Source organism: Flavobacterium calami (assembly GCF_038290035.1).
In the GTDB taxonomy this organism is placed as follows: Bacteria; Bacteroidota; Bacteroidia; order Flavobacteriales; family Flavobacteriaceae; genus Flavobacterium; species Flavobacterium calami.
Genome location: NZ_JBBYHS010000013.1, coordinates 140,218 through 165,383, shown reverse-complemented (window position 1 = coordinate 165,383; position 25,166 = coordinate 140,218). Strand labels below are relative to the sequence as shown.

At 34.5% G+C, this 25,166-nt stretch carries 21 protein-coding genes; 12 read left to right on the top strand and 9 right to left on the bottom strand.

Features of this window, described 5'->3' with window-relative positions; translation table 11 throughout:
• The first annotated feature begins 57 nt into the window (after positions 1-57).
• On the top strand, positions 58-1,188 hold the full coding sequence (locus AAEO57_RS13570) for a GTP cyclohydrolase (protein ID WP_341693495.1): 1,131 nt from the start codon (positions 58-60) through the stop codon (positions 1,186-1,188).
• Positions 1,189-1,264: 76 nt separating this feature from the next.
• On the opposite strand, the gene yidC is transcribed toward AAEO57_RS13570, so the two are convergent.
• The 8 genes from yidC to AAEO57_RS13530 all read right to left on the bottom strand — a co-directional run bounded on the left by yidC (position 1,265) and on the right by AAEO57_RS13530 (position 12,352).
• Positions 1,265-3,181 carry a membrane protein insertase YidC gene (gene yidC, locus AAEO57_RS13565; RefSeq protein ID WP_341693494.1) on the bottom strand — a complete coding sequence of 639 codons (1,917 nt, stop codon included), beginning with the start codon at positions 3,179-3,181 and terminating at the stop codon, positions 1,265-1,267.
• 80 nt (positions 3,182-3,261) lie between these two features.
• Complete coding sequence (locus AAEO57_RS13560; protein ID WP_341693492.1) at positions 3,262-4,875, bottom strand: CTP synthase; 1,614 nt, start codon at positions 4,873-4,875, stop codon at positions 3,262-3,264.
• Between the two features lie 235 nt (positions 4,876-5,110).
• A complete protein-coding gene (locus AAEO57_RS13555; RefSeq protein WP_341693490.1) occupies positions 5,111-5,347 on the bottom strand; it encodes a DUF3820 family protein in 237 nt (78 codons plus the stop codon).
• 81 nt (positions 5,348-5,428) lie between these two features.
• Positions 5,429-5,830, bottom strand: a complete 402-nt coding sequence (locus AAEO57_RS13550; protein ID WP_341693488.1) for an OsmC family protein — start codon at positions 5,828-5,830, stop codon at positions 5,429-5,431.
• A complete protein-coding gene (locus tag AAEO57_RS13545; protein WP_341693486.1) occupies positions 5,830-7,914 on the bottom strand; it encodes a PBP1 and LysM peptidoglycan-binding domain-containing protein in 2,085 nt (694 codons plus the stop codon). The genes AAEO57_RS13550 and AAEO57_RS13545 overlap by 1 nt, the downstream gene beginning before the upstream one ends.
• Before the next feature lie 95 nt (positions 7,915-8,009).
• The gene (locus AAEO57_RS13540) at positions 8,010-9,914 is read right to left on the bottom strand and encodes a LysM peptidoglycan-binding domain-containing protein (RefSeq protein ID WP_341693484.1); all 1,905 of its coding nucleotides are present in this window, start codon (positions 9,912-9,914) and stop codon (positions 8,010-8,012) included.
• A gap of 64 nt (positions 9,915-9,978) precedes the next feature.
• Positions 9,979-11,508, bottom strand: a complete 1,530-nt coding sequence (guaA, locus tag AAEO57_RS13535) for a glutamine-hydrolyzing GMP synthase (protein ID WP_341693482.1) — start codon at positions 11,506-11,508, stop codon at positions 9,979-9,981.
• Between the two features lie 127 nt (positions 11,509-11,635).
• Positions 11,636-12,352, bottom strand: a complete 717-nt coding sequence (locus tag AAEO57_RS13530) for a hypothetical protein (protein WP_341693481.1) — start codon at positions 12,350-12,352, stop codon at positions 11,636-11,638.
• A gap of 317 nt (positions 12,353-12,669) precedes the next feature.
• On the opposite strand from AAEO57_RS13530, the gene AAEO57_RS13525 reads away from it, so the two are divergent.
• The 8 genes from AAEO57_RS13525 to AAEO57_RS13490 all read left to right on the top strand — a co-directional run bounded on the left by AAEO57_RS13525 (position 12,670) and on the right by AAEO57_RS13490 (position 19,951).
• Positions 12,670-13,584: a DnaJ C-terminal domain-containing protein gene (locus tag AAEO57_RS13525; protein WP_341693480.1), complete on the top strand. Its 915-nt coding sequence runs from the start codon at positions 12,670-12,672 to the stop codon at positions 13,582-13,584.
• Complete coding sequence (locus AAEO57_RS13520; protein WP_341693479.1) at positions 13,577-13,882, top strand: chaperone modulator CbpM; 306 nt, start codon at positions 13,577-13,579, stop codon at positions 13,880-13,882. The genes AAEO57_RS13525 and AAEO57_RS13520 overlap by 8 nt, the downstream gene beginning before the upstream one ends.
• Before the next feature lie 165 nt (positions 13,883-14,047).
• Positions 14,048-14,434 (top strand): RidA family protein, encoded by a 387-nt coding sequence (locus AAEO57_RS13515; protein WP_341693478.1) that lies wholly within the window; start codon positions 14,048-14,050, stop codon positions 14,432-14,434.
• 138 nt (positions 14,435-14,572) lie between these two features.
• The gene (locus AAEO57_RS13510) at positions 14,573-15,841 is read left to right on the top strand and encodes a voltage-gated chloride channel family protein (RefSeq protein ID WP_341693541.1); all 1,269 of its coding nucleotides are present in this window, start codon (positions 14,573-14,575) and stop codon (positions 15,839-15,841) included.
• A gap of 194 nt (positions 15,842-16,035) precedes the next feature.
• Positions 16,036-17,040, top strand: a complete 1,005-nt coding sequence (locus AAEO57_RS13505) for a DHH family phosphoesterase (protein WP_341693477.1) — start codon at positions 16,036-16,038, stop codon at positions 17,038-17,040.
• A gap of 6 nt (positions 17,041-17,046) precedes the next feature.
• Entirely contained in the window at positions 17,047-17,685 is a 639-nt protein-coding gene (gene gldI, locus AAEO57_RS13500; RefSeq protein ID WP_341693476.1) for a gliding motility-associated peptidyl-prolyl isomerase GldI, read from the top strand.
• A 17-nt stretch (positions 17,686-17,702) separates the two neighbouring features.
• A complete protein-coding gene (locus AAEO57_RS13495; protein WP_341693474.1) occupies positions 17,703-18,779 on the top strand; it encodes a peptidylprolyl isomerase in 1,077 nt (358 codons plus the stop codon).
• A gap of 35 nt (positions 18,780-18,814) precedes the next feature.
• Entirely contained in the window at positions 18,815-19,951 is a 1,137-nt protein-coding gene (locus tag AAEO57_RS13490) for a peptidylprolyl isomerase (RefSeq protein WP_341693472.1), read from the top strand.
• A 212-nt stretch (positions 19,952-20,163) separates the two neighbouring features.
• Here AAEO57_RS13490 and AAEO57_RS13485 read toward each other — a convergent pair whose 3' ends face one another.
• On the bottom strand, positions 20,164-20,598 hold the full coding sequence (locus tag AAEO57_RS13485; protein WP_341693469.1) for a PepSY-like domain-containing protein: 435 nt from the start codon (positions 20,596-20,598) through the stop codon (positions 20,164-20,166).
• A 386-nt stretch (positions 20,599-20,984) separates the two neighbouring features.
• Here AAEO57_RS13485 and AAEO57_RS13480 point away from each other — a divergent pair, with 386 nt between their 5' ends.
• The 3 genes from AAEO57_RS13480 to AAEO57_RS13470 all read left to right on the top strand — a co-directional run bounded on the left by AAEO57_RS13480 (position 20,985) and on the right by AAEO57_RS13470 (position 25,149).
• Positions 20,985-22,322 carry a TolC family protein gene (locus tag AAEO57_RS13480; protein WP_341693467.1) on the top strand — a complete coding sequence of 446 codons (1,338 nt, stop codon included), beginning with the start codon at positions 20,985-20,987 and terminating at the stop codon, positions 22,320-22,322.
• A gap of 5 nt (positions 22,323-22,327) precedes the next feature.
• Positions 22,328-23,389: an HlyD family secretion protein gene (locus AAEO57_RS13475; RefSeq protein WP_341693465.1), complete on the top strand. Its 1,062-nt coding sequence runs from the start codon at positions 22,328-22,330 to the stop codon at positions 23,387-23,389.
• 191 nt (positions 23,390-23,580) lie between these two features.
• The gene (locus AAEO57_RS13470) at positions 23,581-25,149 is read left to right on the top strand and encodes an MFS transporter (RefSeq protein ID WP_341693463.1); all 1,569 of its coding nucleotides are present in this window, start codon (positions 23,581-23,583) and stop codon (positions 25,147-25,149) included.
• The last annotated feature ends 17 nt before the right edge of the window (positions 25,150-25,166 follow it).

Below are 25,166 nucleotides of genomic sequence, written 5' to 3'. Positions count from 1 at the left end.
TTTTTCAAATGAAATCACACTGATTATCTGAAAATATTCAAACAAAAAAAGAATTTAATGATTACAATTAAAGAAGCCAAAACAAAGAAAGAATTAACAGAATATATTAAGTTTCCTTTCTCTTTATATAAAAACAATCCTTATTGGGTTCCTCCTATTATCGCAGATGAACTGGAGTCATTTGACAAAACAAAAAATCCAGCTTTTGAAAATGCAGAAGCTTATTTCTATCTGGCTTATAAAAATAATGAAATTGCCGGACGAATTACAGCTATTATTAACTGGGGAGAAGTGAATAATCAGCATAAAAGAAAAGTGCGTTTTGGCTGGTTCGACGTTATTGATGATATTGAAGTAACCAAAGCTTTACTTGAGAAAGTGTACGAGTTAGGAAAACAGAATAACCTCGAACATATAGAAGGTCCTATGGGATTTTCAAATTTAGACAAAGTTGGTGTTTTAACAGAAGGTTTTGACCAGGTTGGGACCATGATTACGTGGTATAATCATGCTTATTATGTTGCCCATTTTGAACAGTTAGGCTTTAAGGTAGAAAAACAATATATCGAAAGTGTTTTTCCTTTTTCAAATGTTAAGCCAGAGCTTTTTACAAAAGCACAGGAACTTATCAAAAAAAGATACGGACTTAAATCCCTAACCTTCACTAAAACAAAAGACATTATGCCACATGTCGACGAAATGTTTGATTTATTTAATGAATCATACGAAAAACTGGCTTCATTTGTTGCGGTTTCTGAAGTTCAGAAGGAGTATTTTAAAAAGAAATATATTGGTTTTATCAATCCGGAATATATAAAATTTGTTGTTGATAAAGATGATAAATTAGTTGCTTTTAGCATTGTAATGCCCAGCTTTACAGAAGCTTTACAAAAAGCAAAAGGAAAACTCTTCCCTTTTGGATTCCTGCATTTATTAAGAGCACGAAAATACAGCAAAGATGTCGTTTTCTACCTTATCGGAATTCGTCCTGAGTACCAAAACAAAGGAGTTACAGCTATAATTTTTGATGAATATTACAAAACATTCTCTAAAAAAGGAATAAAAACCTGTATCAGAACACCTGAATTGCTTGAGAATAATGCAATCCATCTTTTATGGAAGAATTTTGACCCGATAATTCATTGCCAGAGAAAAACCTACCGTAAGGAATTATCTGAATGGAAATAAAGATTTAAATCCTAAAATTTCAAATAAAAAGGTCGGAATATTTAATTATTCCGACCTTTTATTTTCACTTAAAAATTTATTTTTTCTTTTTCTGAGCTTCTTTTTTAGCTGCTTCCTGCTGCTCCATTACTTCCTGAAGACGCTGCTGGAATTTACTTGGTTTTTTAGGCTCTCTTTGTTTGTTTTCCTGAATCTGAGCGTGAATTTTATCACTATCCACGATATAGTTCTTAATCACAAACATAATTCCTATTGTAATTAAATTTGAAATAAAGTTATACAAACTCAATCCTGCTCCGTAGCTATTGAAGAAAATTAACATCATTAACGGCGAAACATAAATCATGATTTTCATCATTTTTGCCATATCCGGCATACCTTCCTGCTGAGGAGCCGCCATCTGCTGGTCACCTGAAGTCATTTTCATGTAAAAGAAAATAGCAATAGCAGCCAAAATAGGGAACAAACTGATATGATCTCCATACAATGGAATATGGAAAGGTAATTTTACAACAGAATCAAAAGATGATAAATCGTCTGCCCAAAGGAAACTTTTTTGCCTTAGCTCAAATGCTGCGGGGAAAAACTGAAACGAAGCATACATAAAAGGAAGCTGAATCAATGCCGGAATACATCCTGCCATTGGGTTTACTCCTGCTTTGTTGTACAATTTCATTGTTTCCTGTTGTTTTTTCATTGGGTCTTTTTTGTATTTTTCTCCCAACTCTGTAATATCAGGTCTTAAAACTTTCATTTTAGCCTGAGACAGGAATGATTTATACGTAATTGGCGACATGGCCAATTTGATAATAATTGTAAAGATAATAATTGCAATTCCTAATGATAATCCTATTGTAGAACTTAAGAATCCAAACAGCGGAACGAATATCAATTTGTTAATCCATCCAAAGATTCCCCAGCCTAATGGAATAATTTTTTGAAAATTTTTATCGTAAGATTTTAACACCTTATAATCTGCCGGACCAAAATACCATTGCATTTTATAATCAATCTCGCCATTAGAAAATGCTAAAGGAATATTTGCTTTAAACTGTTTCGTAAAAACAGTATCAATTTTCTCATCATTAACCAAATTAGTAGATTCTAATTTAGTAGTTACAAAAGGCTTTTCTGTAACTAAAATAGAGGTAAAGAAATGTTGCTTATAAGCAATAAAGCTAACTTTTTCAACTGTTTCTTCTTCATGACTTCCTAAACCAGCGTAATTTATTTTTCCATCTTCATGTTCATAATAAATCTCAGCATAACGGTTTTCATAAGAAACACTTTTTTCGTTTCTGTATGTTTTTAAATCCCATTGTAAATCCAAAGGTTTTGCAGAATTTAAAACACGGTTTAATCCCTGAGAACGAATATCGAAACCAACTAAATAATCATTTTCTTTTAATACATATTTGTATTCCAAAAATTCGTTAGCTCCGGCTTTCAAACGCATAGTCAAAACCTGATCTGTTCCTGTTTTAGTCAAAGCAGGTTCAAAAAATAAATCTTTAGAGTTCAAAGTTCTGTTATCTGTAGTCAATAACTGAATATTCAAATTAGAATTGTTATTCTTAATTAGCTCTACTAATTGTTTTGAACCCTTTTGAAATTTTTCAAACCCTTTTAAGGTAGCTTCAACAATATACCCCCCTTTGTTAGCAATCTTCAATCTCAATTTTTCATTTTCGATTGTAGTGAAAGCTTCTTTTGCAGAAGGAAGTGTTGCAGAATAAGCAAATCCTCCCAAAGTTTTTTGCAATTGAGCCAGTTGAACTGTATCTCCAGGAGTTACAGCTGCAGCTGGTAATGACGCAGTTTTAGCTTTATCAGCTTTTGCCTGAGCTTCTTGTTTAGCTACCAATTCTTTCTTGGCTTTTTCTGCAGCAATTTCTTTTTCAGAAGGCTGATTTTGATACATGATCCAAATCAAAATTCCGAATATCAATACGAAACCAATGATCGAATTAAGGTCTAATTTTTTTTCTTCCATTATTATTTAAAAAAGTAATTCATTGAAGGATATTAGTTGTGAGTTTGACTCAAAAGTTACATCCTCTTAGAATATTAATATTATTTTTTATGAAAATTTACAGCAGCAGCCACAAAGTTTACAAAAATAGGATGTGGATTTGCAACTGTACTTTTGTATTCAGGATGGTATTGTACACCAATAAAAAACGGATGGTTTTCTAATTCTACAATTTCTACCAATCCAGTATCAGGATTTACTCCTGAAGCAATTAAACCTGCTTTAGTTAATTCATCTTTATACTTATTATTGAACTCATAACGGTGACGGTGACGCTCAGAAATCGTTTTTTCGCCATAAATTCTATTTGCCAGCGTATTTGGTTTAATCTCACATTTCCAGGCTCCAAGTCGCATTGTTCCGCCTTTATCTGTAACTGTTTTTTGATCTTCCATCAAATTTACCACAGGATGTTTTGTTTTATCATTCATCTCTGTAGAATTCGCTTCAGCGTAACCTAAAACATTTCTGGAATACTCAATTACAGACATTTGCATCCCCAAACAAATTCCGAAAAACGGAATATTATTTTCACGTGCATAACGAACTGCTTCAATTTTCCCTTCAATACCCCTTTCACCAAATCCCGGAGCAACTAAAACTCCGTCCAAAGGCCCTAATTTCTCAGCAACATTGTCAATATTAATATGTTCTGAGTGAATTGAAATCACATTTACTTTTGTTTCATTTGCAGCACCTGCATGGATGAACGCCTCTAAAATAGATTTGTAACAATCCTGCATTTCTACATATTTACCAATCAAACCAATGTTTACAGTTTGTTTTGGGCTTTTTAATCTTTTTAAGAAAGTATTCCAAGTTTTAAGATCAGGAGATGCTTTTTTAGGTAAATCTAATTTTTTTAGAGCTACCACGTCTAATCCTTCTTCCAGCATTAAGTTTGGAACTTCATATATAGTAGAAGCATCAATGGACTGAATAACCGCTTCTTTCTTCACATTACAGAACAAAGCTAATTTCTGGCGTAATTCCTGAGACAATTCATGCTCCGTTCTACAAACCAAAATATCTGCTTTAATACCGCTTTCCATTAAAGTTTTAACAGAGTGCTGTGTTGGCTTAGTTTTCAATTCACCTGCAGCTGCCAAGAATGGAACTAACGTTAAGTGAATCACGATTCCGTTATTTTCACCTAACTCCCAAACCAATTGACGAACAGATTCTATATAAGGTAGAGATTCGATATCACCAACAGTACCACCAATTTCAGTAATTACAATATCATAATCGCCAGATTTTCCTAGCAATTGCATTCTGTCTTTGATTTCGTTTGTGATATGAGGAACAACTTGAACCGTTTTTCCTAAAAATTCTCCTCTTCTTTCTTTTTCAATAACAGAAAGATAAACTCTTCCTGTAGTAACGTTATTAGCCTGAGAAGTAGGAACGTTCAAGAAACGCTCGTAGTGTCCTAAGTCTAAGTCAGTTTCAGCTCCATCATCTGTCACATAACATTCTCCGTGCTCATACGGGTTTAGTGTCCCCGGATCTACGTTAATGTATGGATCAAATTTCTGAATAGTAGTACGGTATCCTCTTCCCTGTAACAATTTTGCCAAAGATGCCGCAATAATCCCTTTTCCTAATGAAGAGGTCACACCTCCTGTAACAAAAATATATTTTGTTTGATTCATTCTGTAGTTGTTTGTAAGTAGTTGTGTAAAAAACTTGGCAAAAGTACAAATTTAATTAGACAATTTGAATATTAGACTTCTTAGATTTTTAGAATTTTAGATTACTGGATTTTTTTGTTTTTCAAATTAAAAAGAAACTTTAAGTTGTATTAAAATATCCTCATGCTTTAATCCATTTCAAACTATTATAATGAAAGTTTAATCTAATATTCTAAAAATCCAACAATCCAAAAAACTAAGAAAAAGGTTTCGGATATTGCTTTTTAATATTCCGGATTAAATCTTCCAGTCCATTCAGTTTTAATTCATAAATAAGCTGAAGCTGCTGTCCTAATTCACCTTTGGGAAAACCTTTATTATGATACCAGACTACATAATATTCAGGCAAATCAATCAAAAAGCGTCCTTCGTATTTTCCGAAAGGCATTTTGGTATGGGCTAATTTTATAAGAAGTTTTTTGTCTTGTTCCATTTTTTAAAAGAAAAAAGAAGCAAGAAAAAAGAATATTGTTTTATCTTCTTCCTTGCTTCTTTAAATGCTGTAATTGTATTTTTATTTCCAGTTGAAAGTAACTCTTTTTTCAATATCCGGGTGAAGGCTCAAAAATACTGGACATGTCATTGCAGCACGTTCTAAAATTGTTTTGCTTTTTTCATCGGCATTGCTTATTAATTCAAAAATAACTTCGATGGCTCCAATTCTTCGTGGCTCAGCGTTCATTATTTTAGTTACTTCAGCTGTCGAATCAACTAAATCTACATTTAAATCACGGGCTTTAATTCCCATAATGGTAAACATACAGCTTGCTAAAGCGTTTGCAACTGTATCTGTTGGAGAAAATGCTTCTCCTTTTCCGTTGTTATCTAATGGTGCATCAGAAATGATTTCGCTTCCTGACTGTACATGTATTGATTTTGTTCTTAAATCTCCTAAATAGGTTACTTTGGATGTCATTAATTTGCTACTTTTAAAGTTAAGTCTGAATCGTAATATAAAATGTAGACACCTTTATTTGCGTGTCCGCCATCTTCTTTTTTATAATATTGAAATTTATTATCAACCTGCTCTGTGGTCATTAAATCTGCTGTTTCCTGATATGTTTTCCCCTGAACCAAACGCATCATGGTATCAAAAGTCACATCAAAACCGCGGGTTGCATAAGTATTTGGATTTACTTTGTTTTTCAGTTTGTATTCTTTTTCAAAAATCAAAACTTTTGCTTCATCACTTTCACGCGTAACAGACGGATACATTAATTTTAATTTCACCAGATTTTCAAAATAAATTTCGTCAGTATCCAGGGTACTATTAGGTTCTAAAATTACTAATTGTATCTGACATGTTTTTTGGGCATCAATCAAAGCCTTAATTGTATATTTTACCATTGCAGTATTAGCGGTTTCCATTACCACATAATTCATTCTGTTTGGAAGTAATAAGCTTTTCAGACTGGCAACATCCAAGCCTCCTGTTTCAGTTAAAGAAGCAAAAGCAACCCCTTTTTGATTTTGCTTGATATAATTAATAACCGATTCTTTTTTCTTATCAACTACAGCTACAATATTACCGTTTTTAGAACGCATATAATCAAAAACCGTATTTCTGACGACATCATTTGTTGGTATTGACTGGTACAAATTATCAATCGGATTGGCTGAATCTTTTGATAATGGCGAAATTACCGGTATATTATGCAAACGCAGCGTATTAGCCGTTGTCTCAGCATTGGTTTGATAAAAAGGCCCTATAATTGCGTCGGCATCCTGAAGTTTGTTTTGCGTAATCAGACTCGGAATGTTTGAAGTGTTTTTGGTCTCCTGCGAATCATAAATCGAAATATCGATAGGCAGTTTTAACGTTTTTGCCGAATCAATTGCCATCATGGCTCCTGAATAGAAATCCAGGGTCATATTTAAAAACTTATCCGTTTTGACGCGATTAGCAAAACCCACTGTATCATTTTGCATCTTAGCAATATTGAAAGGCAATAACAGAACCAGCTTTTTGCGTTCGTTCTGACCACGCTTTTTACTTAATTCAACCACTTCAGGATCAGCAGAAACGGTTTCTGATTTTACTTTTTCAAGAATTTGAATTCCTCCTTTATTTTCTACCGGTTTTTCAGTTTGTCCTGATTCTTCTTTCACAACAATAGGCACAGGAGCCACATAACCTGAAGGAACTTTTAAAACCATACCTTCTTTTACCCCTTCAGAAAGCGATGGGTTTAATTCTGTTAGCTCTTCCTGAGTAAGATGAAACACTCTTCCTAAACTGTAAAAAGTTTCTTTAGGCTTCACCTGATACTCCATATAAGTGGTCACTTTTTTTGAAGTTTGAGCAGTTTTTTTTGTTTCAGATGGTTTTACTGCATTTGCAACTGAAGCTGTAGTTTCTGATTTTGGTGCAGTTCCTTTTATTGTCAATCGGTATCCAACAGGCAAATTCGAAACAATTTCAGGATTTCTTTTTTCTAAATCTTCAACTGTTGTCTTGTATTGTTTGGCAATCGAAAATTTAGTCTCTTTTGCCACAACATCATGATAAACATATTTTTCAGATTCTTTTTCTTTCGTTTTTTTATCGGAAGCAGAAGTGTTTTTTGCAGCGGAACCTTTCGCAGGAATTACCAGTTTCTGACCAATCTGAACACCTGTTTTCTCTAAAAATGGATTCGCAGCCTTTAAATCGTCTTCAGAAACGCCATATTTTTTCCCTATACTATAAAATGTTTCTTTTGGTTGTACTTCATGAATCACTTCTTTGGTATTTCCACTCTTTTTAGCTGAAGACTCCTCTTTTTTGATAAGGTCTGCTTTTCCATTAACACTCGGAATCAATAAAACCGTATTAGGCTTCAATGAGGTTCTGGCATCCGGATTTAGCTGATAAATATCGTAAGGTGTAACCTTAAATTTTTGAGCAATCTGATTGATTGTTTCTCCTGCTGAAACAGTGTATTTAACCACTTTTCCCTGAGAAAAAGCAGAACAGGTCATAAAAAAAACAATAGAAAATACGGTGAAAAAATATTTCATAATAGATATTAAAAACAATTATTCTTTAATGCGAACAAGATACTAATTTCTGCTTAAAACAAAAATCAGTCCGAAAGTTAATTCTTTACTAATTATTACCTGAGATCGATTTCTGCCTTAGCAATAATTACATTTTTATATAACTCGTTTTCTTCTTTTTTCTTGCATTGATACAAAACTTCTTCCATGTTATTATACTTATCTGAATAAACATAATAAGAAAGACTGTTGATATTAAAAAAGAAACTGGCATTAAAATCACCCGAATCAATCAGTTTCATAATCAATTGATCTCTTGGCACTGCATCCGTAAATATACCTAAAACCAGATAATAGCCATTTGGAACTTCTTTTAGATTATCAAAAACTTCAATTTTTATATTTTTTTCGTTCTTAAAAGGATTTTCTTTTAGTTCACGTTTCATTTCTTCCACTGATACTGCTTTTGAAGTTTCTGCAGATCCTGATTTTTTAATTGCTTCATCCTGATACTTTTTCAGTTTTACCAAAGCCAGTTTGTCGTCAAATTTTCTTGCTTCCATACTATAATAAGAGGCTTTACTAATGTGACGTTTTACTTCAATTTGCTTTTGGGTATCCAGCGAATCAATTTTTGAAATTAACTGTTGGTTTTTGGCATCGCCAAGCTCCTGTTCAATTTTGTAACGTTTAATTTCTTCTAATGAAAGCCTTTGCTGTATCGATGTTACATTATTCTTTTTTTCGCTTTCGCGGATTTTCTTCTTGTATTCCTGATTTTCTTCAACAGCGATTTTCTCGACTTTATTCATTAAACCTGCATACGCTTTTCGGTTTTCAGCCAGTTCCTTTTTTAATTGAGATGATAGTTCGCTCGTTTTTCCAATGCTTTCGTATGACTGTTTTTCCAGACGTTTTGATTCATCCACGTTTAAAACATCCATTCTTTTTAATTCGACCAAATCATTGTTCATCGTATTTACCAATGAATCTAATTTTGCCATTAAAACATCCTGCACATTTTTATTGGCTTCTAAAACCAGACGCAATTTTTCAACCGAATTTTCTTTAGAACCATTCATATCATTCAGATTCACCTTCAGATCATTAATTTTTATAATTTTCTGATTCATTTCTTTCTGAACAACAAGTCTGTCTTTCAAATCTTCTATTTCGACCGTTTTTGCTTTGGTTTTTTCAACCACAACTTGCTTTTCTGCCAAAGCCAGCATCAATTCTTCAGTCTCGTTTGCCGGTTTAACTCCTTTCGTATTGATAGCCAGTTTATTTCCAACAATCAATCCGTTTACGATTTCGGGATTTTGAGATTCTAACTGATCTATTGAAATTCCGTATTTTTTTGAAATTGAAAATTTGGTTTCTTTTGGTTCAACCACATGAAAAACAGTTTCTTTATTAATAACACGAACTCTTCCGTCTAAAGTTTTTCTTTTGTTCGGAATTATAATGTTTTGTCCTATTTGTAATCCATTAAACAGAATATCTTTATTCGTATTTTCCAGATCCTGAACTGAAACGTTATATTGTCTGGCAATACTAAATAAAGATTCTTTTGCCACAACAAGATGCGTCGTTTTTGAAACAGCTGTATTTTCAGTTTTAGAAAGATTTGAGTTTTGCGGAATAATTAATTCCTGCCCAACCTGAAGTCCGCTCGCAAGAATTTCTTTATTGGCTTCCAGAATCGCTTCCTGCGAAACTTTGTATTTTTTTGATAAACCGTAAATCGTTTCCTTTTCACCAACAATATGAGTCCTTTGTTGGTCTGATTTTGCTTTTTCTGAAGAATGAACCGGAATCTTTATAATTTGATTGTCCTTGATTCCGTTTTGCGATTCGGGATTGAGTTTATAGATTTCGTCTACAGAAACCTTATATTTTTGGACAATAAAATAAGCAGTTTCACCCTTTTGAATTTTGTGTTCAATAATTGAATCTTGCGCAGTTATTCTGTTAAAAGACAAAACAAACACAAGAGAAATCGTTAAAAGTTCTCTCATAAATAGTAGGTTATTAAAAAATTAAGGCCTTACAAATGTAAGACCTTAATTTTAAATTATGCTACTATTCCCACTCAATTGTTGCAGGTGGTTTTGAACTAATATCGTAAACAACACGATTCACGCCTTTTACTTTATTGATAATATCGTTTGATACTTTCATTAAGAAATCGTAAGGTAAGTGAACCCAGTCAGCAGTCATACCATCAGTTGATTCTACCGCTCTAAGCGCTACTACTTTTTCATAAGTACGCTCATCGCCCATAACACCAACACTATTTACAGGAAGCAAAATTGCTCCAGCCTGCCAGACTTTATCGTATAATCCCCAAGATTTTAATCCTTCGATAAATACAGAATCAACATCTTGCAAAATCTGTACCTTCTCCGGCGTGATATCTCCTAAAATTCTGATTGACAATCCAGGTCCCGGGAAAGGGTGTCTTCCTAATAATTCTGGATCTATTCCTAAAGTAGCTCCAACTCTACGAACTTCGTCTTTAAACAACATTCTAAGTGGTTCTACAATTTTCAATTTCATATAATCTGGCAATCCACCAACGTTGTGATGTGATTTAATAGTTGCCGATGGTCCTTTTACCGAAACAGATTCGATTACATCTGGATAAATAGTTCCTTGTGCCAACCATTTTACGTCTTCTAATAAGTGTGATTCATCATCAAAAACTTCGATAAACACACGACCGATTGTTTTACGTTTTGTCTCAGGATCACTAATTCCGGCTAATTCTCCAAGGAAACGATCTCCGGCATCTACACCTTTAACGTTTAGTCCCATTCCTTTGTATTGGTCTAATACACTTTGGAATTCGTTTTTACGTAAAAGTCCGTTGTTAACGAAGATACAGTATAAATTTTGTCCGATTGCTTTGTGTAATAAAACTGCTGCTACAGTAGAATCTACTCCTCCAGACAAACCAAGAACGACTTTATCATTTCCTAATTTCTCTTTTAATTCTGCTACCATTTCGTCAACGAAAGCATTTGGTGTAAAGTTTTGAGGAACTTCAGCAATTTTCACTAAGAAGTTTTCCAACATCTTTTTTCCATCTGTTGAATGGTAAACTTCTGGGTGGTATTGAATTGCATAAGTAGTTTCGCCTTCAATTTTGTAAGCGGCGTATTCTACATCATGTGTGCTCGCTAATTTTACAGCATTTGTTGGAAGCGCTTTGATACTATCGCTGTGGCTCATCCAAACCTGGCTGTTTTCTGAAACTCCTTCAAAGAAAGTTTCGCCTTCTTTAATATAAGACAAGTTGGCTCTTCCGTATTCTCTTGTATTGGAAGCTGCTACTTCACCTCCGCTGAAATGAGCCAAATATTGTGCTCCGTAACAAACGGCAAGCAAAGGCATTTTACCTCTAATTTGTGATAAATCAGGATGTGGTGCATCTTCTCCCCTAACAGAGAAAGGGCTTCCTCCTAAAATTACGGCTTTATAACTTGATAAATCACTTGGAATGTGATTGTAAGGAAAAATTTCGCAGAATATATTTAATTCGCGAACTCTACGCGCAATAAGCTGAGTATATTGCGATCCGAAATCTAAAATAAGTACGTTGTGTTGCATGCGCAAAAATACTTTTTAAATTCGAAATTGAAAAATGGAATTTTATTTTTTTTCGGTACTGAGATTGGTTCTAAGATGCTAAGTTTTAAACTTTATAACAAAAAACTCAGAATCTTAGCAACTTAGCTTACTCCTTCGTTGCAATAATTGTAGCTTTAAATCCCGCTGCAAGATTATTCCAGTAATCATTGGTTACAAGAGTTCCTTTATCATCATAGACCTGAATTTCGGCAGTATTCCCTCCCAAAGAGCCTATATTTAATGCTTCAAAATCAAGTTTATTAAAACCGTTTACAAGCACAATTTTTATTTGTTTGTAATTACTATCCAAAAACAATTGATTTTGAATAACCTGATCATTAGAAGAAATCTTAACCAAATCACCATCGATAGCACCAAAATCCCTTAATTTTACAATGAAATAAGCCGATTTGGTTTTAATTTCACCCAAAGAAATATTTTTCTTGACCAGCTCTCCCCTGCCTTCTTTGAGTCCTGCTTCTTTTAAGGCCTTATCTAAATCTTTTTCCATTTTAGGAACATAACGATCTCCGGGATTTGCAAAATCACTCTCTGTCGACATAGTAAACTTGCTTTTTTCTTCCCCGATCTGAAATTTAGATTTTGGGGTTATGCTGGTATTATCAAAAACATTAGGCGTTTTAATACTGGGGATATCTGATTTTTCAGTCTGTGGATCTTTTACTTCCGAAATTGGTGTTTTTTTATTGGGTTTAGTGCTAAACTTTGGAGCAGGAATAGACCTGAAACCTGAGTTAAATTCTCCCTGAGCAGAAACTGTCAGAGTTGTAAAAAATAATATGAAAAATAAAATATGCTTCATTGAAAAAGTATTATCGAATCGGCTTTTAAAATTATTTTATAAAATCAATAATATCGTATCGCAAAAATAGCATAATTTAATTTGCAGCTACAACTTTATGACTTTTATAACAATAAATTAGGCTAATTTTTAGACACAAAAAACCTGCCACTTATTCTTCTTCTATTCAAAAATGATTTCCAATTCTAAAATTCCAAAATCCAAACCAATTCAGAAACAATACTTCATTTTTTGTTTCAAAATCACCACATCCCTTTGATAGTTAACAACTTATTCTTAACTTCAATATAAACTTATTTATCTAAAAATTTATAAAGATGGATTATATAGATTATTACAAAATACTGGACGTTACAAAATCAGCCAGTGAGGCCGAAATTAAAAAAGCATACCGGAAACTAGCCAGAAAGTATCACCCTGACCTGAATCCGAATGAAAAGGAAGCAGAGAAAAAATTCAAGGAAATAAATGAAGCCAATGAAGTTTTGGGCAATGCTGAAAACCGTAAAAAATACGACAAGTACGGAAAAGACTGGAAACATGCTGATGAATTCGAAAAAGCTGGTTATGATCCGAATCAGCAACAGCGATATTCAGGACAGCAAAGCAGTCAGGATTTTTCTGGTTTTGGCGGTGATTTTTCAGAAAGTGATTTCTCAGATTTCTTCAATTCCATGTACGGATCTGCAAGAAGCGGCAGAGGTCAGGCTAAATACAGAGGACAGGATTTCAATGCAGAACTGCAATTGGATTTAGCCTCTGTTTATACCACTCACAAACAAAGCTTAACAGTTAACGGAAAAAATATCCGGATTACAATTCCGGCGGGAGTAGAAAACGGTCAGATCATAAAAATACCCGGACATGGCGGACCAGGCGCAAACGGAGGCCCTAATGGAGATTTATACATCACGTTTCAAATTGAAAATCATTCAGCCTTTAAACGCGAAGGCAACAATTTGTATACAGAAACTGAACTTGATTTGTACACAGCTGTTTTGGGAGGCGAAATTCAGGTAAATACTTTTGACGGAAAAGTCAAACTAAAAGTTTCTCCTGAAACACAAACCGGAACAAAAGTCAAACTAAAAGGAAAAGGTTTTCCGGTGTACAAAAAAGAAAACCAATTTGGCGATTTATTCATCACTTACAAATTAAAAATCCCAACCGGTTTATCTCAAAAAGAAAAAGAATTATTTCAGCAATTATCTAAAATAGGAAGTCATGAATAGCAAAAATTTAATTCAGATAAAGCAATTTTGTCTGTACCACGAAATTGAAAATACGTTTATAACCGAGCTAAATAATTATGGACTGGTGGAAATTATCATTCAGGATGAAGACGAATATTTAGAACCTGAACAACTTCCTGTTATAGAAAAAATGATTCGGCTGCATTACGATCTCAAAATAAATCTGGAAGGTATTGATGCCATTGCACATTTATTAAACAAAATTGAAGTTTTACAGCAAAATTTAAATACAGCAAAAAACAAACTAAGGCTTTTTGAGCAAAATGAGACAGAATAACTCTTCTTTATTTTCATGTAAAATATCACAAAAAAGAATGAATTACAGAATCATTTCAAACAATTTTGGCTCTTTTGACTGGCATATTTTATAAATTGCAGCGTATTTAATTAACCTGAATTTGTACTTAAAATTTCACAAAACAAATTCAATAAAAAACAAAAAATGAAAAGAGAAAACATCTTAACAGGATCTCCTTGGGAAGACAAAATGGGATATTGCCGTGCCGTAAGAATTGGCAACATCATTGAAGTTTCGGGTACAGTAGCGATTGTTGACGGCGAAAAAGTAAAAGCTGACGATGCTTATGCGCAGACTTATAACATCCTGGAACGTATTGAAAAAGTATTGGAAGATTTGAATGTTGGAATGAAAGATGTGATCAGAACCCGAATTTTTACTACCAATATTTCTACTTTTGAAGATGTAGCAAGAGCACACGCTATTTTCTTTAAAGACGTAAAACCAACAACCGGTTTTTATGAAATCAGCAAATTAGTTGCACCTGAATATCTGGTTGAAATTGAATTTACAGCTGTGGTGCAGGAATAATATTTTGCCACGAATTTCACCTTTTTGCGCAAATAATTTTTAGTTACAGAATTAAAAAAAGATTTATTTCTGTGCTAAAGCATTCAATATTCATGAAAATTCGTGAAATTCGTGGCTAAAAACATCACCCTTGGTTTAATGACTTTTCAAAATCCAAAACAATTACTGCTTTCCATTCCAAAATGGATTCTCATTTGTACATTAATTGGTCTGTTGTCAGGATCTGCTTCGGCATTTTTTTTAGTTTCTTTAGAGTGGGTTACGCAATTTAGAATCCATTACAACTGGATTGTATGGCTTTTGCCTTTCGGTGGATTTTTAGTTGGTTTAATTTATTATTACTGGGGTGAATCTGTCACAAAAGGGAATAATTTACTGTTGGAAGAATATGAAAATCCTCAGAAAACAATTCCGTTCAAAATGGCTCCTTTAGTACTTTTAGGAACCTTGCTTACACATTTATTCGGAGGATCTGCAGGTCGTGAAGGAACTGCGGTTCAAATGGGTGGCGCTATTGCCGATCAGTTCACAATTTTTTTCAGATTAAATAATTCCGAAAGAAAGATTCTGATTATTCTTGGAATCAGCGCAGGTTTCGCATCAGTCTTCGGAACACCTTTGGCCGGAGCTATTTTTGCTTTAGAGGTTTTATATTTTAGTAAAATAAATTTCAAAAGTGTTATTCTTTCATTTTTAACAGCCTACATTGCCTATTTTACAGTTGAATTTTGGCAGGTAAAACACACCCAATACAACATTCCTTTTGTTTCAGAAATCAATTTTTCTTCTTTATTTTACACCATCATTCTGGGTATTTTATCAGGTCTTGCCGCTTTATTATTTGCAAGAAGCACCCATTTTTGGAGTTCCTTATTTTCAAAAAACATTAAATATCCACCACTACGTCCTGTAATTGGCGGAATTGTTTTAGCGATTGCCATTGCAGGTTTCGGATTTACAAAATTCTCAGGACTTGGTGTTCCTGTAATTGTGGATTCCTTTTCCACCCCAAATGAATGGTATGACTTTTTACTAAAAATTCTTTTTACAGGTTTTACTTTAGGAGCCGGTTTTAAAGGCGGTGAAGTAACCCCGTTATTTTTTGTCGGCGCAACATTAGGAAGCGCTTTATCACTTGTAATTCCGATGCCGATTGCCCTTTTGGCAGGAATAGGTTTTGTAGCCGTATTTTCGGGCGCAACCCATACCCCTATCGCCTGTACCATCATGGGAATCGAATTATTCGGACTTCAGCCCGGAATATTTATTGCCATTGCCTGTACTGTTGCTTACTTTTCATCCGGTTCTGTTGGAATATATAAATCACAAATTGTAAAAGGTCCGAAATATAAATTGTATCAAAAGATAAATTTCAAAACAAAAAATTCCGAATTCCAAAACTTCTAACCGAATTATAAATCAGTTTGTTCCTTACTTTATTCAAAAAAAACACATCTTAATTACCTTTCAAACAATAATTTCAGCTTCAAAATTTACAATTCAAACTAATAATTAATAACTCCCAACTCATAATTGGTAAAAGTGTGTTAATCTGTGAAATGTTTTCAACATTACATTAAAAAAATGTAAATTCGCACACTATGAAAATACAAGATATTGAGGCGATAAAATTATTACTCGCAACCCCAAAGAAAATTGCAATAATCCCTCACAGAGGTCCAGATGGCGATGCTATGGGTTCTACCTTAGGATTATATCATTTTTTAGTAAAGAACAATCATCAGCCAACCGTAATCAGTCCTAATGATTTTCCTGGTTTCTTAGCGTGGATGCCGGGTTCTGAAACCGTAAAAGTCTTCGAAAAAGATACTGAAAACTGCACCAGAATATTAGAAGAAGCTGAACTGGTTTTTACTCTTGATTTCAATGCCCTCCATCGTACCGGCGAAATGGAACACACTTTAGCCAGACTTACTGCACCGTTTATCATGATCGATCATCATGAAAAACCGCATGATTATGCAGCTTATACTTACTCCGACACTTCCTTTGGTTCCACCTGTGAAATGATTTATAACTTCATTTTGTTCTTAAACCAAAAAGAAGATATCGATAAAACCATTGCAACCTGCATTTATACCGGAATACTGACCGATTCAGGTTCATTTCGTTTTCCTAAAACCACAGGAAATACTCACCGTATAGTCGCCGAATTAATTGATTTGGGTGCCGAAAATACTGAAATTCCGGTTTTATTATTCGACAATAGCTCATTCAGCCGTTTGCAATTATTAGGTCAGGCACTTCAAAATATGAAAATTTTTGAAGACCATAAAACCTCTTATACATCACTGACTCAGGAAGAGCTTGATTCTTTTAATTATGTAAAAGGCGATACGGAAGGGATCGTTAATTACGGATTAAGCATCAAAGGCATTGTTTTTACCGCTATTTTTATTGAAAACAAAGAAGAAGGCATTATTAAAATATCCTTCCGTTCCCAAGGCGGATTCGATGTAAACCAATTTGCGAGAGATCATTTCAATGGCGGCGGTCACAGTAATGCAGCCGGCGGAAGATCTGAAACTTCGATGGAAGAAACAGTGAGAAAATTTGAAGATTTAGTAACTAAACTAAAAATATAACCCCATATGAGCTATTTAAAACTAAGTGTATGTACTTTGCTTTTTACTGTTTTATTTATCAGCTGCAAACAACACGAAGAAGCCAGAAGACCTGTTTCTCAGGCTTCGGGAACGTTTATGAAAAAATCGGCTGACAGAAACAAAAAACTTGTTGCAAGTGAAGAAGATGTGATAAAAAAAATCATCAAAAACAATCCCAAAGTTAAGTATTATGCAACCCGAAAAGGATATTGGCTCTACTATGACGAAAAAAATACTGCCGATATCCAAACTCCTAAAAAAGGAGACATTGCTTATTTTAATTTAGAAATAAAAGACATTAACGGTAAAATCATATATTCTGAAGCAGAACTGGGACCTCAAACCTATTATGTAGACAAACAGGATATCATGATGGGACTGCGTGACGGTATTAAGCTAATGCATAAAAATGAAACTGTTACCTTTCTGTTTCCATCTCATATTGCTTATGGTTATCACGGAGACAATAACAAAATCGGAACCAATCAGCCATTAATGTGTACGGTTACGCTTCGGAATTTTGTGCCGGATCCTGCAGCTGCTCCTGCAAATACGCCAAAAAATCCGACCGGAACAGCATCAAAACCAGTAAATGAAACTAAAAAAGATACCTTAACCCCATAAAAACAACATCTTTAAAAATGAAAAAAAGAATTTTATTATTATTGTTAGCTGTTACCTCATTTTACTCCTGCAAAAACGAACACAGCAATCTGCCTGATGGTTTGTATGCCGACATCGAAACAAACAAAGGTCATATTATAGTTGAACTAGATTACAAAAAAGCACCTATAACTGTTGCTAATTTTATAACCCTTGCAGAAGGAAAAAATGAATTTGTAACCAAAGATTACCTGAAAAAGAAACCTTTTTTTGACGGATTAAAATTTCACAGGGTTATTGAAAACTTCATGATTCAGACCGGAGATCCGGAAGGAACAGGCTCTGGAGATACTGGATATAAATTTAAGGATGAATTTAGCGATTTAAAATTTGACAAACCGGGTCTTTTGGCAATGGCTAATAACGGTCCCGGAACAAACAGCAGCCAGTTTTTTATCACACACGTAGAAACTCCCTGGCTAAATAACAAGCATACTATTTTTGGTCATGTAGTTGATGCAAAAGATCAGGAAGTAGTAAACAAAATACTTCAGGACGATAAAGTTGTTTCTGTAACTATTATCAGAAATGGTGAAGAGGCTAAAAAGTTTGATGCTGTAAAAGTGTTTCATGATTATTTTGCTGAAATAGCCAAAGAAAGAAGTAAATATGCAGTAGCAGAAAAAGAAAAAGTAGCTTATTATGCAGATTTAAAATCAAAAGCTACCAAAACAGCTTCTGGATTAGAATATGTAATTATTGAAAAAGGAACAGGTAAAAAACCAGCAAACGGAACTCAGGTATACATTCCTTATTCTGGTTTCTTAGAAAACGGAACTTTATTTGATACCAGTTCAGCAGATGTAGCCAAAACATTTGGAAACTTCATTCAGGAAAAAGCAGATGCAAACGGGTATCAGCCTATTCCTTTTACTGCCGGAAGCAAATCTGGTCTGATTCCCGGATTTATCGAAGGAATTGAAAAACTTTCTTTTGGAGACAAGGCAGTACTTTTTATTCCATCGCATTTAGCTTATGGAGAAACTGGGGCTGGTGGTGTTATTCCTCCAAATGCGAATATTATTTTCGAAGTTCAGTTACTTGAAAAACCATAATTTTTTTTTAACCAAATTGATTAAAATTAAACACAATGAAATTTAAATTTCTATTTTTATGCTGCCTGGCAGTATTTAACATTCAGGCACAAACCACAAAAAAGCCTGTTGCCAAACCTAAAACTGCAGCAACAAAACCAGCGCAAAAAACAGCTCCAAAGGCAAATCCGAACGAGGGTATTTTTGCTACGATTTCAACAACAAAAGGTGATATCGTTTTAACTTTAGAATATGTAAAAGCTCCTGTTACTGTTGCTAATTTTATTTCTTTGGCAGAAGGTAAAAACCCTAATGTAAAAGTAGAAAAACTTAAAGGGAAACCATTTTATGATGGTTTAAAGTTTCACAGAGTAATCAACGAATTCATGATTCAGGGAGGTGACCCTGATGGAAATGGCACAGGAGGTCCTGGCTATTCTTTTAAAGATGAATTCGTAAAAGAATTAATTTTTGACAAAGGCGGTATTTTGGCAATGGCCAACTCCGGACCAGCTACCAACGGAAGCCAGTTTTTTATCACTCACAAAGAAACTCCGTGGTTAAACGGAAAGCATACTATTTTTGGACATGTGGTTTCCGGAATGGACAATGTAAACAAAATTGTTCAGGACGATATTATGACAAAAATTACCATTACCCGTAAAGGTGCTGCTGCCAAAAAATTCGACGCCTTAAAAGTTATCGCTGACGATGCTAAAAAAGATGAAGCAAAAAAATTAGAAGCTCAAAAAATAGTTAAAGACAAAGCCGCTTATTTTGCAGCAACTAAAGCAAAAGCTACCACAACAGCATCTGGTTTAAAATATGTGATTACACAAAAAGGAACTGGTGTAAAAGGAGCTGATGGATCTACCATTTATTTTCACTATGCAGGATATTTTGAAGACGGAAATCTTTTTGACAGCAGTATGCCAAATGTAGAAAAAGCATACGGAAAATATAATGCCAACAGAGATGCTCAGGGCGGCTACAAAGCTTTTCCTTTTACTGTAGGCAAAAAAGACGGAATGATCCCGGGATTCATTGAAGCGCTTGATATGATGACAGACGGAGATAAGGCAATCTTCTTTTTACCTTCAAATTTAGCTTATGGCGAAGCAGGTGCCGGAGGTGTGATTCCGCCAAATGCTACTTTAGTTTTTGAAATCGAAACTTCTGCCAAACAACAATAAAGTTTGTTAAAATCTATAAAAACAAAACTCCATTAGAAATAAATGGAGTTTTGTTTTTTTGTACCAGTAAGATAAAAAAAAGATGTTATCTTCTGTTTCACCCGGGATTTATCAAAAGCTTTTAAATTAAAAAGGGCTTCGACTAAGTTTATCCTGAGCAAAGTCGAATGGACTCCGCCAGACAACTAATTTTAACTTACCTATATAAATTTTTAATCTTTTTCTCCTTTAATAAATTTACCTTCCTTCGTAAATTCAAGATCTATTTTATTAGTTAAATCTACATCAAGGTCTTTATGTCCGTAGTCAATGTGGGTAATTTTCTCGTTTGGATAATGCTTTGCCACATAATTTTTTATATTTTGTGGAATAAATGCTGTCGGAATTGGTTTATCGCCTCCGTCAACCTCACGATAAGAACCATCTTTCCAAAATTCTACTTCGGTTCCATCCTTCAGTTTTACTTCGTATCCTTTTTCGCCGTGCTCTGCATCTTTTTTGGCACTTTCAACTGCTGAGTCGCTGAAGTACTTTTTTAAAAACTCCTGCGCTGGTTTTGGCAATTCAGCAACCTCTATCTTCTTTTGTGCATTCGTCGCTATTACAAATCCAAGTAATAATACGACAGTACTTATTTTTGTTTTCATGATATATCTTATTAAAAATTTCATAATCACTAATTTACAACATAAAAACTTTTGATTACCAGACTTTAAGAAACCTTTCACAGTCCTGTTTTGATACCGTAAACAAGTACAAAAACTTCTGTTTTCAATATTTCAAAAGCAGAAAAATTAGCACAATTCTTTATTGGAAGACATTCCCAAAGAAAACAGACCAAAATCACTTAACTGATTAACTTTCAAATAATTATTTTTAAAAAAGAATATAATAAGTATGTCTATTTTATCAGATTTTAACATTTTATTTGTAATTTTATAAGCGTAAGCCATTTTTACAATGTTATTTTAACATGGTTGAGAAGGTGAAATTTTATAGTTGATTGTATTTGGTCCTAAATAAACATAGACAAATGATTAATTTTCGATACAAAAAATTAGACTTTTTAATTTTTCTTTTAGCCTTCTTCATCTGTGCAAAAAAAAATGCACAGCAAAATATCCCTGCAGATGCACGAATCATAACCCTGAACGAAGCTATTCAATTAGGGATTCAAAACAACAATCAGCTTAAAATTGCTAATACAGATGTTGCGGTTGCCAATGAAAACTTAAGCCAGTCCAAAATTGCCAAAACTCCTGCTATTGGCTTAAATATGGGCTATAATTATATTGGTAATCCAAAAGTTTATGAAGGCTTTTATGAAAAAAATGTAACTGTCGATTATTATAACCAGCAAGGTTCTGCGAGTGTATTTGCAAGTATGCCTTTGTATTACGGAGGTGCCATCAACAATCAGATTGACAAGCAAAAACTAATAGCCAATATGCAGGAATCGGTAGCAAAAATGACCGAATCTGAAATTAAACAAACTATCACCACGCAATTTTTTACACTTGAAAAACTATATAAACAAATTGAGGTGACCAAACAAAATATTGTCAACACCGATTTACGAATCAAACAATTAGAATCAAGGGTAGCCAATGGTCAGAATCTGAAAAGTGATTTATTAAGAACCGAATTGCAAAAATCAAATTTTGAAGTGGCTGTTTTCCGCAGTTCCAATTCCATTGAGTTAATCAGCAACTATCTGGATATTTTAACAGGATTGCCAACAAATACGAAACTAAAACCGGTATTAGACGGTATTTTAATTCCGAAAGAAGAAGTTAGTTTAGAGGAAAGCCTCAATGAGGCTTATCAAAACCGCTACGAAATCAAAAGATCCGAAATCAATGTTAGGATAGCCGAATCTTCTCTGGATATAACCAAAAGCGGTTTTAAGCCCTTTGTCAATGCTAATCTGCTTTTTAATACACAATATCCGGCACAATGGCCTGATTATTCGAATAACATCCTTAATTACTGGGCTGCAGGTGTTTCGCTTAGCTGGGATGTTTCGAGTTTTTATAATCTAAAACACAAAACCGGTGCCGACAAACTTCAGATAGACAAAAGCAACATTGCTCTCGAAGCCACCAAAGATGTAATTAATCAGGATGTAAAAGCCGCATACGTGAGATTTACCGAAAGTGTCAGGAATATTGTCACTTTCAAAAAAGACGTGGATCTGGCACTAAGTAATTACAAAATTGTAAAAAGCCGTTATGACAATGATTTTGCCCTAATCAGTGATATAGTGGATGCAGAATTGCAGCTCAACGAAGCCAAAATCTCACTGAACAATGCCAATATAGATGCTATTATTCAATATTATTCCCTGCAATATGCAATGGGTAAACTTTAATTTTTATGAATGAAGATACCAACACAAACGAAGCTGCCAAAAGCGAAAAAAGAAGAAATACGATACTCTCTGTCCTTTCTTTTGTCTTCATTACAGCCGGAGGCATTTGGGTATTGAGCCTGTTTTTTGACTTCCATCGGTATGAAACAACCAATAATGCTCAGGTCGAATCGTACATCAGTAGTGTAACGGCCAGAGCAACGGGGCATGTTAAGGCTATTAATTTTGATTCGCACCAATTTGTTCATAAAGGAGATACTCTGGTGGTTCTTGAGGATGAGGAATACAGAATAAAAGTAAAACAGGCCGAAGCTGATCTGGCTGTCGCCGAAGGAAATCTGCACTCTCTGGAGCAATCTATTATTACCGCAGTTTCCAACGAAGCTGCATCAAGAGATAAACTGACAGGAGACATGGCCGATCTTGACAAAGCTCAAAAAGACTACGAACGATTCAAAAATATGTATGCCGATTCTGCAGTAACACGTAATCAGTACGATCAGGTGGTTTCTAAGCTACAGTCTACCAAAGCTTATCTGAATGCCGGCGAAAAAGGATTATTGGCCAGCAAATCGGTTACCAAACAAAGCCATACCAATCTGGAGTCTGCAAATGCAACTGTAGCCCGAAAAAAAGCAGATCTGGAAAACGCTTTATTACAATTGTCCTACACCCGAATCATCGCAATGGCCGATGGATATACGGGAGAAAGAACGATTTCTGTAGGCGAACTTATCAATACCAATCAGGTGGTGGCAACACTGGTTCTCAATCAGAAAATGTGGGTTAACGCCAATTTTAAAGAAACACAAATCGGAAAAATAAAAATGGGACAGGAAGCTACAATTACGATAGATGCACTTGACGGCAAAGAGTTTAAAGGAAAAGTAGTTGGTTTTTCGCCGGCAACAGGAGCTAAATTTTCGATGGTCGAACCTGATAATGCTACCGGAAATTTTGTAAAAATCACACAGCGTATCCCTGTAAAAATTGATTTCGACGCTTCTGCGAAAGAACTGGCAGAGGTAAAGCCCGGAATGAATGTAACGGTTGAAATTGAAAAATAAAAAATATGATTTTATGCATTTTTTAAATGATTGCAAAAAAGCAAAATGCCTGCTTCCAGCCCCGATAGCAGTGAAAATCCTTTTGTAAAGATGGGTTTTAAACCCGTCTCTACAAAAGATTGTAACGAATAGCGGGAACGATGCCGGCTGAGAACCACCTAATCTTTCTGCTCCTAAAATTAAAATTGATTATGGCACTAATAAAAAAAGGAAGTGTATTTACCCTCGTAGGACTTTATATCCTTACGATTCCTTTTTTCAATGCTTTGAATGTAACTTCTTATGACAATTCGCAGCTTTTAGGACATTTTGGGGCATCTACAACTGCGTTTACGTACTCAACTTACATTCCGTTTTTTGCAATGCTCGGATTTTTGCCTTTAGGGCTGAAAATAGGAAAACAGATTCCGATGCGGACAATGGTTTTATGGGTTAGTTTTTTGTCTATTATCTGTAATACGGCTTTGTTGTTTGCAGACACAATTGAGTGGTTTACGATTTGGCGTGCTTTGCTGGCAATTTTATCAATTATCGGAATATTTGTAACCATTATCCCGATTGTTTTAAAATACAATCCTGCTTTTAATATGGCCATTTTATATGGCATTGTTCAGTTTATCCTTCAGGGAAGCAAGCAATTGTACCAATATTTCGGGACACAAATGACCAGTATTCATAATTGGACTTTTGGAATTTATTTTTTGAATGCCAATTTTTTACTGGCTATAGTACTGGCGTGGATTTTTTACAGAAAAGATGTTGCGCCTATGAAAACGGTTTTTCAGTTTGACTGGAGGGGATGGCTAATTTTATTGTTCTTTTTGACGGTCATTCTTTTTCTTTGTGCTGAAGGTCAGACCCGAAACTGGCTTTCTGATTCAAAGATAAGTTTGGCAGCTGCTTTTTTATTGGTTTTAGTTGGAATTTATCTGATTCACGTAAGGTTTACCAAAGAACCGCTAATTAATCCTGATGTATATAAGTTTCCGAATGTTGTATTGGGGTCGCTACTGTTTTTTTATACCGGAATGATGAATGGTACCGGAAGCATTGTAACCGGCTTTATGACCAACATTCTGGGTTTTGACAGTATTTATGTCGCCCGGACTCATTTGGCTATACTGATTGGGCTTTTTATAGCCATCCCGCTCTCGACTTATCTTTTGTTCAAACGAATTTATCTGGCAACCCTTTGGATTACAGGTTTTGCCTGTTACGGACTGTACCATATCATTCTTTATTTCAGGTTTTATCCCGAAATTGATTCCAGTAATTTTTTCGCACCTTTTATTTTCAAAGGGCTGGCCATTGGTTTTTTGTATCCTGCCGCTTCGCTTTATATTTCTGAGAAAGTACCGAAACCTTTAGGAGATTCCCGAATGATGAGCGGAGTGATTTCCAGGGCCGTTTTTGCTTCTTTACTAGGCGGGGCAATATTGGGAACTTTTATTTCGAATATGAATGTTCAGCACAAAACAGGTCTGAGCCAGCAATTGTCGGAATTAAATACCGAAGCCAGGCAACAGCTCGAACAAAATAAAAAAGTATTCATGCTTAAAGGATTATCGGCGTGGGAAGCTCAGAAAAAAGCTGAAAAACTCCTTTTAAATGAGACCTTTCAATCGGCACTGATGCTGGCTTACAAAGATATTTATCTGGTAATGTCGGCCTTGTGTTTTTTCCCGATTTTGATTCTCCTTCTGTTCAAATTAGGACGAAGACCAATAGGAAGTGTGGAAGTAGAACCGATACCATTTTAAGAAGTTTCTAAGTTACT